The sequence below is a fragment of the Pelomonas sp. KK5 genome (assembly GCF_001984095.1).
Lineage (GTDB): Bacteria > Pseudomonadota > Gammaproteobacteria > Burkholderiales > Burkholderiaceae_C > KK5.
This window is the reverse complement of record NZ_LYVQ01000018.1, coordinates 18884-32094: the sequence shown is the minus strand read 5'-3', so window position 1 is coordinate 32094 and position 13211 is coordinate 18884. Positions and strand designations below refer to the sequence as shown.

The 13211-nt window shown below is 61.2% G+C and carries 11 protein-coding genes; 2 read left to right on the top strand and 9 right to left on the bottom strand.

All coding sequences use genetic code 11. The annotated features are described in order from the left end of the window. Nucleotides 1-5: 5 nt before the first annotated feature. From B0W88_RS04265 to B0W88_RS04240, 6 genes are all read right to left on the bottom strand, one after another. On the bottom strand, nt 6-1703 hold the full coding sequence (locus B0W88_RS04265; RefSeq protein ID WP_158080795.1) for a phospholipase D-like domain-containing protein: 1698 nt from the start codon (nt 1701-1703) through the stop codon (nt 6-8). Next, nucleotides 1685-2833 carry a serine protease gene (locus B0W88_RS04260; protein ID WP_144006605.1) on the bottom strand — a complete coding sequence of 383 codons (1149 nt, stop codon included), beginning with the start codon at nt 2831-2833 and terminating at the stop codon, nt 1685-1687. The genes B0W88_RS04265 and B0W88_RS04260 overlap by 19 nt, the downstream gene beginning before the upstream one ends. A 63-nt stretch (nt 2834-2896) precedes the next feature. After that, nucleotides 2897-3928, bottom strand: a complete 1032-nt coding sequence (locus B0W88_RS04255) for a hypothetical protein (RefSeq protein WP_077033415.1) — start codon at nt 3926-3928, stop codon at nt 2897-2899. A gap of 71 nt (nt 3929-3999) precedes the next feature. Then, a complete protein-coding gene (locus tag B0W88_RS04250) occupies nt 4000-5196 on the bottom strand; it encodes a hypothetical protein (RefSeq protein ID WP_077033414.1) in 1197 nt (398 codons plus the stop codon). After that, complete coding sequence (locus B0W88_RS04245) at nt 5193-6275, bottom strand: hypothetical protein (RefSeq protein WP_144006604.1); 1083 nt, start codon at nt 6273-6275, stop codon at nt 5193-5195. The genes B0W88_RS04250 and B0W88_RS04245 overlap by 4 nt, the downstream gene beginning before the upstream one ends. A 510-nt stretch (nt 6276-6785) precedes the next feature. Further along, complete coding sequence (locus B0W88_RS04240) at nt 6786-6992, bottom strand: helix-turn-helix domain-containing protein (protein WP_233151616.1); 207 nt, start codon at nt 6990-6992, stop codon at nt 6786-6788. 150 nt (nt 6993-7142) lie between these two features. Between B0W88_RS04240 and B0W88_RS33460 the strand changes: the two genes are divergently transcribed. Next, the gene (locus B0W88_RS33460; protein WP_158080794.1) at nt 7143-7586 is read left to right on the top strand and encodes a hypothetical protein; all 444 of its coding nucleotides are present in this window, start codon (nt 7143-7145) and stop codon (nt 7584-7586) included. A gap of 1035 nt (nt 7587-8621) precedes the next feature. Continuing rightward, the gene (locus tag B0W88_RS32850; protein ID WP_158080793.1) at nt 8622-9695 is read left to right on the top strand and encodes a DUF6685 family protein; all 1074 of its coding nucleotides are present in this window, start codon (nt 8622-8624) and stop codon (nt 9693-9695) included. Between the two features lie 59 nt (nt 9696-9754). Here B0W88_RS32850 and B0W88_RS04230 read toward each other — a convergent pair whose 3' ends face one another. From B0W88_RS04230 to B0W88_RS04220, 3 genes are all read right to left on the bottom strand, one after another. Continuing rightward, nucleotides 9755-10759 carry an SIR2 family protein gene (locus tag B0W88_RS04230; protein WP_077033410.1) on the bottom strand — a complete coding sequence of 335 codons (1005 nt, stop codon included), beginning with the start codon at nt 10757-10759 and terminating at the stop codon, nt 9755-9757. A gap of 339 nt (nt 10760-11098) precedes the next feature. Next, the gene (locus tag B0W88_RS32845) at nt 11099-12223 is read right to left on the bottom strand and encodes a hypothetical protein (RefSeq protein WP_144006602.1); all 1125 of its coding nucleotides are present in this window, start codon (nt 12221-12223) and stop codon (nt 11099-11101) included. Next, a complete protein-coding gene (locus tag B0W88_RS04220) occupies nt 12220-13068 on the bottom strand; it encodes a hypothetical protein (RefSeq protein WP_077033408.1) in 849 nt (282 codons plus the stop codon). Before B0W88_RS04220 ends, B0W88_RS32845 begins: the two co-directional genes overlap by 4 nt. Nucleotides 13069-13211 lie beyond the last annotated feature (143 nt).

Sequence of the window (13211 nt, the reverse complement as noted above, 5' to 3'; positions counted from 1 at the left end):
CCGCCCTAGCGTTCGAGGTACTCGGCCAGGCTCATGCGCACGAAGCCCGGCGGCGGCGCATCCCCTTTGGCCAGCCGCGGCGCCGCTTCCGGTTGCAGGGCTTCGAACTTCACCGCGTTTGCCCGCATCCAGTCGGCCTCGAACACCTCCAGGAAATAGGCGGCGACCTCGCGGTCGTCGAAGATGAGGCTGGCATCGCGGTTGAGCGTGACGCCGTCAGAGCTCCAGTTGTGGCTGCCGATCAGCACGCGATGGCCGTCGACCACGATGCCCTTGGTGTGGGTATTGGCCAGGCGCTTCACGCAACGCTCGACATCGAGGCCGTTGCGCTTGAGCGCCCGCATGTCGTCGAGGAAACCGTCGCCGCCGCTGCGCAGGATGAGGCGGCAGTCTTCCAGGACCCGGGACTTGCGCGTGATCGCGTCGACCAGGACCTTCAGGTTGCCCGAGGTCACCCCGGCGAAGCTGATGTACTGGTTCTGGAAGAGGAGCTGTTCCTCGGCCGATTCGATCAGGGCCAGCACCGCCTCGGTGAAGACCTTGCCTTGGCGGTCCGGCGTCAGCAGGGGCTTCACCCGCACCCGCCGTGGTCCGATGTCTAGCGGCTCGAAGACGCGCTCGGCCACGGCCTCCAGCACCACAGCCTCTTCGAGGACGGCCGGGACGTCGACCATGACTGGGTCCTCGACGGCTTCAAGCAACCCGCCGAGTTCGTCCCGGCAGACCCGCAGATCCTCCAGGATGTGGTTGCGGAACAGGTCGGCCAGCTTCCGGTTGCTCAGGCTGACGTGCCATTCCCGGTTGCCGGCGCGCGAGGTCGCGCGCGGATCGTCCAGGTCCGCGTCGTCGATCAGCGGCTGGCTGGCACGTTTCCAGTTGCCGCTGGAGAGCCAGACATCCTGCTCGTCGCGCACGCTGACCTTGATGTGGTACGAGTTAGCGACCAATCCACGGCGGCCGATCGGGACGTAGATGTTCTCGAAGTTGTCCGGATGGCGGCGTTCCCAGTCCGCGAAGGTCTTCCTGCGATCGAAGTCACCCTCGGCGATCTTGCCGCTGGCGGGGTTGCGTGTCTGCCGCGCGGCCACCAGCTTCAGATCGATGCCCTCATCGAGCTTCCCGCTCACCGCGCCGGCAATGTGCGCGGCATGGAATTCGTAGATCGACGACACGAGCCGTTCGCGTGTCCCGGCCAGGAAGGCCGCCAACTGCGTCCAGCTGCGTTCCGGCCCGACGTGCAGGGTTAGCGTCATCTCCTCGTTCAGCCACTTGAAGCGGAACGCTTCGCCGCGCCGGTCAGCGTCGTTGTACGCGATCGACGAAGCGGTAGCTTCGGCCGCCATCGTTCCCTGCACTCTACCCAGTTGGTCCAGCACGGAAGCCGGTTCGACTACGACCTCGAATCCCTGGAAGCTTCGCGGCGCCACGGCCTCGATCGCGTGGATGCGCGCTGGATGTGCTGAGACGACCAGACCGGACGCCGCCAGACGTCCATCGGCGATGAGGGCTCCTGCACGCACCGCATGAACCCCGGACACTTCGTCGAGCATGCGCGCCAGCGATCGGGCCGCCTGATCGGCGTCGGACAATGGGGGGGCGCCAGGCGCGCCGGCCGTCAGGATCGCGTTTCGGACCTCTAGGAAATCGACCGGGCCGACGCAGACGTCGATCTGCAAGGGAATGCTCAGCGACAGCTTGCGCACGCCGGAGCTGGCGGGGAGGTTCCCACCAGGTGACGGCAACAGCGCCTCCGAGACGGGCATTGGAGGGGGGGACTCAGCGGCGGGGGCGTGGACCCGGAAGGCCGGGCCTCGCGCCAGGGTGCCCGGTCCAGGTAACGCCGGATCTCCGACGCGGGGACGGCGTAGTTCTCTACCCGGTACAGGCCCGCAAAATGCAACGCGACCGCATGGCCGCTTCCCATGTCCATGACCACTGCCCCGGAGTTGCCGCCCAGCGTCGAGCAATCGTGGGTGGCCCAGCCGCGGCTCGTCGGCCCCATCAGGCCCGGCGCGATGCGCTTGATGTCGTAGGTACCGCCGAAGACACGGTCCATCCAGGACTGATCCGGAATGACGTAGTCCGGTGCGCGTGCGGGATAACCGATCACAACGACGGAATCACCGTCCTGGGCGTCGTGGTCCGCCAGGATCAGGTGTCTGCCTCCGGTCCGTCCGTTTGTCTCCCCCACTTCGAGGAAGGCGATGTCCGCCTTCTGCTCGTTGGGTTCAATCCACAGGACGCGCTTGATCGCCGCGACCGCGGTGTCGGGAACGGCATGCTCGTGCCGGTAATCGACCGTGGCGACGAGCCTGTCGCCGAAGCGCCCGGGCTTGAAGACGAAACCCTCCGAACCGGCTTTGGCCATCAGTTCCGCTACGTGACGGTTGGTCACCAAGATCCCGGGGGCCACCTGCCACCCGGTGCCGAGGAAAGGCAGGTTGCCCGCATAGTTGGCAACATCGATGCGGCCGATGTTGGGCAACCAGGGTTCAATGGTCGGCGCGGCCGCCCGCAGTTCCTCGAGGATGCTACGGGCCTCGACATCCGCTTGCGTGCCGCTGAACTGGATGGCGTTGTGCTGGACCATCAGTGCCGGGCGGCCTTCGCGGACCAGGGTCTCCAGAACGAAGTCGTCAAAGACCTCGTCGCCGCCCGTGCTCTCCAGTGTGATGCCGTCCTCGGCAGCCGGGGCCGAAGAAGCATGGCGTTCCCGAACCAAGCGCCTCCCTTTGGCCATCAGCTGCGCATGTAGCTTGGGATCGCGCTGTGCCAGCTTGTTCAACCACTGTGCATGGCGGTTGACACGTTGTTCAGCATCGTCATCAGTCATGGAGGCCTCGCAAACTGTGATTAACGAGTTGGACTTGCCTGCGAGATCCCATCTGTCCACCACTCAGATGGTGAACTTGAGGTCGATGATCGCGCCTTCCCCTATTACTTCGGGCCCCCACGTGTCATCGACTTCCCCCGTCCCGTCCGCGCGCTTCGCACTCACCTTGACGGTCACCTTGTCGCCAGTCTTCATGGCATAGCCGCCCCAGGCAGGAAATCGTCCACGGTCACGTAGGAAGTAGCGCAACCCGGCGCGGGTCGAATCGTCCAAGCTGGCGACGACAGGCACTCCCGTGCCCGAGTCCACGCCAATGCAAACTACGACAGGCCCCTTGATTGACTCCGTGCGAACGATACTGACCGAGATCCAGCCTTTGCCCGCTGGCGGCGTCGGCGTAGTGTTCTCAGGTGTGCGCAACTGGCGGAAACCAAGTGACACCATGAGGTGGTTGACCGCTGCGCTGCCACCTGCGAGCACCATCGCTGTCAGAATCGCACCGGTCCAGTCGAGCGCGGGAACCTGCGGCGAGATTAGCTTCGCCAGGCCCGTCACGATGTCAAGCTTGAACTGAAATACCAGGAACATCGACGCAGCTAACGAGACCAGCGGCCGCACAGCCCGGGCATTGAAGGTCTCGACGAACGGACGCCAGTTGAAGAGGATGGCCAGCGCAGACTCGAGTACGGTCGCCACGACGAGCAAGAGGAACAGGGCTTTGAAGGCCTCGGGATACACGTCGTCGCTGAATCCAGTCGTGTTGTTGCGCCCTTTGGGGATGACCTCGATGGTCAACTTCTTTTCGTCGGCGCCGGCCGCACAGGTCAGCTTGTCGCTGACTGCGGTCGCAGCTTCGGCGGCCTTATAGAACACCTGGACTGGCGTTCCCTTGGAGGAGTCTCCCGCTGTTCGCAATGTCCCGTACTTGGGCACTTCCTTGATTTGTGCGTTCACCCCAACGCAGATTTCCTTCTCCTCGCCAGCGGTCATCGAGATCGGGGTGTCTGCTGCACTTCGATCGTCAGCGCCCGCCGCAACGAGCGGCAGGCCCAGGAAGAAAACCAACAGCGCATCGGACGTCCGCAACGTATTCATGGCTCTCCCCCTCTAGACCAGCTTCCTCCGCGCCTTGCGTGCGGACCTCGTTGTCGCTTTCGCGCCGCGGGTCATTTGATAAGCAGGTCAGCAAGGCCTTCCTTCTTAACCTTCTGCAAGGCATCGACGTACTCTTGCTTGCGAGCAAAGACTTTGTCGGCAAGCGGTATGTTGACCACAACGCTCCAACGCCCACCGCCGCGCGCCTTGGTCAGCGCGAACGAGTAATCACCCAAATGGACCATGGGACCGAAACCCCAGGCCTTCTCGTTGTTCGTGGAGGTGTAGGTCGCGGCGAGCGAGTAGCCCATGCGCGATTCCATTTCTGCGCTGGGACTGCCATTGACCGCCTTCCAATTCCAGCTGTAGCGCCCAAGGATCTCCACGAGCAACGCAGGCTTGAGCTCAGATGACTTCGTCGCCGAATTTGAGAAGCGCAACGCGGCGTCTGGATGAAGCAGAATCCATTGGCTCTGCGGTACCTTGCAGAAACCCATCTTCATGCCGGTTCCGGCATCCACCGGGCAAAGGTCCTTGCCCATCGCTAGGCCGTTGACCCAGACCTCCCAGATGTACTGGTGGTGCGCCTTGGTTCGATAGGCTTCCCACTGCGCAAGAGCCAGCTTGGCATCGGCATATTGATCGGCCAAAGATGGGGACTGCAGGTATCCGGCCAGGCGCGCCATGAGATTCGCCAAACGTACCAGATCCAGTTGACTCTGGAAGGCGTCACAGGGTGCATTGTTCGTGCAACCGATGGACTTCAGGAAATCTACGTCGCGCCCTGCAACCTTAACCGGCATCATGCCGGCGGACACCTTCCGCCACTTTGCAGGAACCGCTTCGCTGCCTGTCGCTAGCCACCCAACCTTGGACTGCACCGAGCCCAACGTTCCCAGTTGGGCCCGGACATTACGGAACTCTTGCAGCATGGCCCTCCAATCTTCCTGCAACGGCCCCGATTCGCTGGCCCGCGCCTCTGCCTCGCCAGTCAACGCGTCAACGGCAGCGATCAGCCGCTCTGTCTGTCCGAGGTTGATCGGTTGATTCGTCAGTTCGTCAAATCGGGCGACAACGGGTGCCTTGTCCTCCTTCCGGTCACCCAGGCAATCCGGCAACTTGAGCCGGGCCAGCGCGGCGTCGTAGTTCGCCACGGCCGTTGTGGCGTCTGGAAATGGGCACTGGCCCGCTGCGAAGGCGCTTCCGCCGATGAAGAAGAAACTTGCGAGCGTGGCCAGCGCAGGTGCGCGCCCGAACCGAATCCTCATGGCGTCTCTCCATCGCGCAAGGCACTTCCGACCGCCAACTTGCGCACTGCAGCCAACATGGCGATCTCGTCGCCGAAAGCCTGCGTGGCCACCTTGACGGCCAGTGCTGTCAGATCGATCTTGGCCTTGGCAAGCTTCTGAGCTGAGAGGGTCTTGGCTCGCCATTTCTCGATGGCATCATCCATCTCGGCCTTGCTAACGCCCTTGTCGAAGCCCGTCAATATGCGAAGGATGGGAACATGCACGATCGGATGACTCAAATAGTGTTCGAACGCGTGCACGTTGATGTCCTGCACATCGCCGGCGGGTATGAGGTCATCCCGGTAAACAGTCGAGCGTGGGGCGCTTGGAGCAAACCAGTCGTCTGGAGGATTGAACCTGTCGACTGCAGGCACCGGATCCAGCGCGTGGCGGAAGTTGCAAAAGCGAAAGCACAGTCCGCTGTTGTCGATGAGGTCGGGCGAGAGGACAGTCGGATAGGCAGTGCCCTCGCCACGGTTCCACAGCAGTTTGGCAGTGTTGGCTACCATGAAGACGTTGTCTGGCCGGAACGCTGGCGTCAGGAGGCCGCCGTCGACGACCTGGGTGAGCATCTGGTGGAAGGTTTCGTAGACCACTGATGTGCCCAGCGAGTGGGCAATGATCGAATAGCGTGGCGTGTCGTTGACTGGGAAGGCTTTGATGTGACCCAGGATCTGCGCCTGCACGCTGCGGCTCACCGTCTGCGCGATGGGAGTGAGAAAACGGAAGGCGACAACGTCCAGTACGTGTGTCGCAATGAAGCCCCCGCCGCCGGGCGCACCGGCAGCCTCGATCAGCTTTTGGACGGCGTCGCTGCTGGCACCAACTGCGGTCAACGCATTGGCGGCTGCCTGGGCGTCCTCGCGCCACTGCTTTCGCCAAGCCTCAAACGTGTCGTTGTAGAGGATCTCCTTGAACTCAAAGGCATCGGCGAAGCCGCCATCCTTGAGGGCCGGGTATTGCGCGAAGGCATCCAGAAGACGCTTGCGTATCACTTCGGACCAGCCGGCCTCGAAATTCCCCATGCCATGCACGAGAAAGATCTGGTGTTTTGACATGAGCAACTCCCCGTGGAATTTGCTGCCTTTTGTATGACTTCAGTTCGGTAGCACCGACAGTCGCGCAGCACCCGAACGCACAACCTCGTGACCGCTATAGCTAGGTCGCCTTGAGAAGCTTTGCAAGGTGGACGCGAGTAAACCGTGTTAGACCTATCGGCAATTTGGCCGACTGGCACGATGCTGAAGTACCGCTCAGCTTTGTCGCCCAGTGGCTCATAGGTCAAACGCCAAGACTGCCCCGCTGGAAAACAGCGCGCAGGCGAACGCGATGACCAGGCAGCCCAATTCGGCCTCCCTCTCTCGAACGCACGGAGCATGCATCGAAGGAGCCCGACCCGCCTCCGCAACAGTGATGACGCCCCGAGCCGCTGGCTACATGAGCGATCCGGCGCAGCGCGAACTAGCACTGCCGACCCGGGGAGCCGATCAACTAGATCATTGGCTGTCCTGAAGCGAACCCAGCGGCTAGCGGATGATTGACGCCCAACGACAGGGCGAAATGTGTCACTAGAGTTGTGCCCGTGCCATCAAATCGCTCAGCGAAATGCCCAGCGCCTGCGCAATGCGCGCAAGGGAAATGATCCCCGGGTTTTGGCCACCGCGCTCAATGCTGCTCATGTAAGCCCGATCGATCTGGCTTCGGTGCGCCAGTTCTTCCTGCGATACCCGCAGTTCCAATCGGGTCTCACGAATTGCATTGCCCAGGGCTACCAAGATCGGATCCTGCGCATGCCTGGGCGATGGCGTTGGCATGCCGGAATGATCGGCATATGATGCCTATCAGACCACGGATGATCTTACACATTGCCACCGGCGCGGAGATGCCAGTCTGCCGGCCGCTTGGCGTACGGGGAGAGCCAAGGAATGTTCCGAGCGCACGAGAGTTGGTCCCGCTCCTGGCCAGATGGCTTGAGTTCTGAGCCCGGCTTTACCTTCTACAACGCAGCGGAACTGCTTGGACCAATGCCGATCTGGCTTCTGCAAGCCGCAGCCAGGGAACCGAGCGTATCGAGCTGGCAGTCAGGCCGGCGCCTCGCATTTGGCCTGCTCGCCGATGCAATCAGCGTAGCTGGGCTTGGGCAGTGGCGACATCGTCGGCTCTACGTGTTGTTGCCCGAGCATGTGACCGGCAGCAATCGACTGATTCTTTCGCGATGCATTGCCGTGACCGAGTGTTCCGAGCCTCTTGGGGATGACCTATGCTGGAGGATCGAGACGGAATCCGGCACCTTTCTTTGGAGCTTTCATCGGACGCCCCTGGGCAAAGAACGTACTGTTCGCATCGTTTGGGCAGCCGATGACGAGTAGCGACGGCCACCGCATTCGAACATGTTCAAGAGCGAGCAAATGCTATGAAGCCTTCATTGCGGGCATTGCATGCCGCCTTCCTAGCTGGATTCAACGAGGTCATTCGCTTAGACAAGGCGCCGTTCACCTGGGACAGTATTCGCCTCGCATGGCGATCTGGTCGCTCAGCCTTCCTGGAAGGCGTTGTCTGCGGCTTCCGCGAAGGCCTGGCTCTCTATCGGGCGATGCTGACGTGGCCTTGCCGGCATCTGAAGTCAGAGCTGGCTCGCGCGCGTGCCCGACGTAAACCACCACGGACCTAAACGGGGGTAGCCTGCCATTTGGGTGTCCGGCAAGGCCATCGATCAAGTTTTCAACAGAGCCGGCCGCGTTCGGCTCGCGGTCCTCTAGTCCCGTGTTGACTCCTGCCAGTTCTATCTGGACGCGGATAGCCTGAGCCAGGCGCCAAGCGTTTCCTTCAAACAGCCGTGACAAAGGTCAATATCGACTCGGTTGCCATCGCCGAGCTGAGATCCCCAAGTTGCATCAAATCCGATCTGGAGGAAGTTGTTAAATCCGTCGTCAACGTTGTACTGGGCCTCCGTCCCGCAGCGGTCGCAACGCAGCTGAAAGACAAAGGATTCGGGCCTGACATCGTGAACTCGCATGTTTAACCTCGCCTGTCTGCGGTGGGCATCGACAGGCATTCTGGCTCGCCGAACGCTGTCGCTCGCAAAGATATCTTTTCGAACAGCCTCGCTTGGTCGGATGAAAACTTCAAGAAGCTGCAAGCAGGGCGTGCGGCACTGACCTGCGGTAGATTGTGGGCGCTGGCAGCTCCGATCTACATGCCGGCCTTCGGTCGGGCGCCAGCGGCTCGTAACGCAGCAGTCGCCACGCGGAGATTGACCAAAGGCGACCGCGGCCCGGACGAGGGGCAGCAGCACCTTTGCGGCGCGTTGCTTGCCAGGATGCAGTTCTAAAGGCTCGAAGTGCGTCTCTCCACCCCCTCTGAGCAGTACATGCAGAATGTGCCGAAGTCATTGGAGGTGTTGAGTGAGCGAAAGTGCGTTTGAGTCCAGCCAATTCCCTCGCGACGCTGTAGCCAGCTGGCCCATCGCGCGGCTCATTGGACAGGCGTTATTGCCGAAAACCGACAATCTTGAGGACGTGCCTGCAGCAGTCTTATTGCCTACGCCGGATTCGTGGTGGCGCCGCACGACTAAGCTACCGAGTCCGCAGCGCCTCGCCGTTGCGACAGCGTGGCGCCAGCTGGCCGAGTCTGTCCGAAACGCGAGAATGAACGCTGTAGAACCGCTTCTCGCGCGGCGACCCGGCGTGTTTGGCAATTCGCAGGTGCTTTGGGAGCACATCGACAACGCGCATCGGCACCGTCATTTCGATGGGATGGTGGCAACGCCGAGCTCGTCGCCGAGAGCGAGCAATTTCGAGAACCCTTTCGGGCCTTTTGTCCTAGAGCGGAGCATTGACGATTTCCAGTTCGACCTGACGGACATCGAGTGCATTGCGAACAGCAAGTCATCGGACAAGCACTTCGAAAGCGTGGACGCTTTCGGACAACACTTCAACAAGCAGAAGAATTCACCGGTTAACGAAGCTGGTCTACAGGCGCTGCTAACTCATCGAGAAATCCGACTCATCCACTCGCCAGGTGCCGATCATTTGAAGTTGTCCGCGTGGGATCCTCGGCTGACTGTGTGCAACAGTGGAGGCTCGCATCATTTGGCAGCTGCTCAGATGATCGCGCGGCACCTGGAACGGCCGGTGCCGCTGAGCGGCCGGCTGTACGTGCGATGGTTGAATGAGGCGGCCTGGACCTGGCTTCTCAGCAACTTTTGGGTAGTACACGTCAACTGGAAAGACTCCTTCTGGAGCTGCCGTGACGTCGCGGTCATGACCGGAGCTTGTTACGCCCTGCGATTACCCACACACGTGGCACAGGGTGAGCTGATCCTTTTGCCGAGGCAGTCAGAAGCGTCGGCTGCTGTTGTCGACTTGTTTGGCGAGTATTCTTGCCCCGAGGTATCCGCCGATCTGAGGCGGCTGCTAGAAGCGCAGCGGAGCCTCACCACGAGGTGCGCGCCTCGGCTGCTTGGTTGCTTCCAATGACGCCGAATTGACCACCCGCCGCTGGACATGCGAGGAAGCGAGCCATTGGCCCCGAGCTTTTAACCGGCGAAGAACCTCATGACTTTGTCGAACTCCGCCCGGTCGGTGCCGAAGATCTCTCGCAATGAGCGCCGCGACGCGCCGATCAGCGCCTGCTCGAACATCGCTTCGTCGGCTGTCGGCGCCATGATCTGACCTGGCCTGCGTGTGGGGTTGTTCTGTCTGGCCAGGTCCGCACCTTCCGGCGCGATTACGAAGACCTTCAACCCTTTGGCGACGGCCCTGGTGATCGCATCGTTGACATGCTGATCACGAAACCCGTAGCCAATCACCATCAGCTTCGCGCCGGGCTTGCTAATCTCCTCCTCGAACCGGGTCAGGTACCAGCTCAGTATCGGTGTCCGGTCGATCTCGGCCAGCTTGGCGCCGCCGATGATCATCAGGTCCTGGCCGTGGCTGTGCATCCAGTTCGACGATCCATGGAGCTTGTAGACCGGCTGGAACTGCGGATCCAGCTTGAACTGATCCTGGGGCAGTTGGTACCACATCGACTCGGCCCACGAGCCAGAGATTCGCGAGTCGGTCGGAATGGCCCTGGTCATACCCGGCAATTCGCAGCCAGCCCAACGGCGTTGGCTCTGCAACAGCAGGAACGCGTTCTCGGGCTGCATGTACTTCAGCTCGAGCAGCAGGTCCTGGTTCAGCGTGAAGATGGCATCAAACCGCGTCAGGAAGCGGCTGACCGAGGCCTCGCCGTTGTCCGAAAAGTTCAACATGTCGAGCCCGTTGAACCCGCGATTCATGTCTCGGAACATCGACTTTACGGCGCCCTGCAGGGCCTGCAGCGCAGGCAGAAGTTCGTGCGCGTGAAGGACGTATTCCCGTTGCACTTCCGCCAAGGCGGCTTCGAATCCGCCCTGGCCCTGATGTTTCCAGAGCATCTGCCGCGCCTGCGCGTTGCCGATGATCTCGGGACAGCCGAGCAGGTACTCGAAGGCCTCGTTGGCCAGCCAGCCTCCCCAGTTTCGGCTGAAGCCAGCTCCAAGCAGCAGCAGGTGTGACACAGTGAGCCCTCCGGTTGCGCAGCGTCGTCGCTGCCGTCGCCAGGCCACGTGTTGTGACCGAACAAGAAGGATAGTTGCAACCGCTCGCGCCTGGGTTCGGCGGTTTCTCTAAGCCCGCCGTGCGTCGCTGAGGAGGCTCAGGCCAGCGGGTACAACACGCTGTCGAAGTTCGAGAGCTAGGGAAACACCGGCAGCTTGGTCTGGTCAAGGTCCTTCAGATGCTTGCGCAGTCCTTGAGGAGGCCCGCCTTCGCGGGCCACGGCTCTATGGAAGAAGTCTCTGCGAGCTGGTTTCTGCCCGCTTCAACTCGGAGGGGCTCTCGCCGATCAGCCCAGGGTGCTACACGCGGCTCGTCTTGACTTCGCCGATGATGTCCGCGGCAGTGATCGTGGGAATCTGAGGTTCGACAGGGGAATGCCTTCGCAGCCTCGTAGCAAGGCGCGTCAACTGGTCCAAGGCCGTGTAGCAATAGATAAGGGCATCGGTGCTGCTTACCTCGCCGCGCGAGGCGCTGGTCATCAGACGCAGTTCGTCGGCCAGTCGATCGCCACGCTTGGACGATGCTCGCTCTGCCGCAATCGACGATGGGTCGCGGGGCAGCGGCAGCGAAATGCCTGGCTGCGGCCCACCGCCCTCGATTGGAAGCACGCTGCAAGTCGCGTACAGCCTCGACTCGGATCTCGCCAGGGGAACACAGTGGACGCACAGGTCGCGATATGCGCCTAGCAGGAACAACCAGCCGCCATCCTTGTTCGTGGCCGACGACAGCTCAGCAAAGATCGGGTCGGACGAAATCACTCTGTTCAACACGTGCTTCTTGGCGCCGGCCATCGTCGCGATATGGCTTTTTGGACGCTCAGCTTCCGGGCAGACATTAGCAACAAAGAACTCCGCCAGGTAGTCCCTCAGGATGCAGGCGTCGACAAGGAAGGACTGCGTGGCAAGGTAGCCAAGCCAAGTGAACCCATCCACGAATCGTTGGCCGGGCACGAATTCATCCCTCGATCCTGCCTTTGCCCGAAGCTGGGCATGGTACGAATCTGAGAGTTGGTATAGCCGCCAGGCGCAGACACGAAGCTGATGTGATATCCGGCGGGCCAGATCCCACAGTTCCGCCATGCCCTGTTGACTTGCGACCCAGCCGATCTGTGACCACTCTTCGATCTGCACCTCACACGGCCAGATATTCCTTGGCCCCCACGGGTGATAGCTCCTCCAGTTTGTTGGTACCAAGCCCTTCGCCTCGAGCGAGCTCGTCAGAAACTCGAAGCCTATCGGCAGCAGATTGCGGTCTCCAAGGTCTTTGAACAGCGAGCCATAGGTAGCGGCTTCAAACGAAAGCTGCGGCTGGCCCGGCGCGGTGGGGTAAACGTGGACCGTCGGCTCGAATCCGTTGAATGCTCGGAGTCCCCCTGGTAAGTGCGCTGTCCGCGCTGCCAGCCACTTGCCTCGTTCCTCGCTCATTGCTGCACATCCTCAAAGGCCGGGCGGCAGTGCAACTCGCCATCGGGCCGTAGCAATCGGAACCAACGCTGAAGCTTCTTCTCTTCCGTCGCGAACGCTCCTTCCAGCACACCCTGAATCAGATACTGCTGATCAAGCACATCATGTTCGAGACGGGTAAAGGCCTTGACGCTCAACTCGGCCGGCTGATCGATTGTTCCTATCCGGTGGACGTGCTCGATGGCGAATAGGAGCTTCACCTGCATCAGCCGAAAGCAGGCCCAATTTTCGTCAACGAGATGAGCAGGAGGCGCTTGGAACATGCCTGGCGATGGCACTTTGGACATGCTTTCGTAGAAGACTCTCATCCGCGCAGCTTCGGCAACGACGCTCTCTGCTGTCTCCTGAAATGCACGACGTCCTTCGTCATTGCCCACTGCCAATTGCGGGAACATCTTGCGTACCTCCGCAATGATCGCGCGGTAGCTCGACACTTCGGCTTGGAGGTAGTCGGCTTGTTCGGCAAGAAGGTCAAGCGCTCGAGGTGAATGGGGGCCGGGCTCAAGCGCTTGCCGGACAACCTCGGCATCGATTGATTCGACATGGTCAGACGGGCGGCCGCAGCATTGCAGTCGCATCATCTCAAGTTTCAGCAGGTCGTTCAGAGGCTTAAGAGCATGGACGGGAATCTCGAGACGCCTGAACTTGGTGAGCAGCCTCGAACGCTTCGGCTCGTCGGCGGAGACCATTTCATAAAAGAGCACGCACGGCATCAGCAGCCGATGCGTCTCAGCCAGCGCCTGAATGTCCGCAATCGTTCTTCCATGGAGAAAGTTCTTGTCCAATAGGACGGTCTGGATGGGCATGCAACAGGATACCGTTGGTGAACGCGCTATGGAATTCAGCCCACCCCCGCAGCAGCCGGCCAACAGGTAGCTCGTCACATGAGCCAATGATCAGATAGTCTGTTGATCATGGATCTTCAATCTCACACCGTCATTGGGTCGGC

Coding starts and splice junctions, on each gene's coding strand:
- B0W88_RS32845 (WP_144006602.1), bottom strand. CDS start 12,223: ATGAGCGAGGAACGAGGCAAGTGGCTGGCAGCGCGGACAGCGCACTTA.
- B0W88_RS04245 (WP_144006604.1), bottom strand. CDS start 6,275: ATGTCAAAACACCAGATCTTTCTCGTGCATGGCATGGGGAATTTCGAG.
- B0W88_RS33460 (WP_158080794.1), top strand. CDS start 7,143: ATGTTCCGAGCGCACGAGAGTTGGTCCCGCTCCTGGCCAGATGGCTTG.
- B0W88_RS04260 (WP_144006605.1), bottom strand. CDS start 2,833: ATGACTGATGACGATGCTGAACAACGTGTCAACCGCCATGCACAGTGG.
- B0W88_RS04255 (WP_077033415.1), bottom strand. CDS start 3,928: ATGAATACGTTGCGGACGTCCGATGCGCTGTTGGTTTTCTTCCTGGGC.
- B0W88_RS04220 (WP_077033408.1), bottom strand. CDS start 13,068: ATGCCCATCCAGACCGTCCTATTGGACAAGAACTTTCTCCATGGAAGA.
- B0W88_RS04250 (WP_077033414.1), bottom strand. CDS start 5,196: ATGAGGATTCGGTTCGGGCGCGCACCTGCGCTGGCCACGCTCGCAAGT.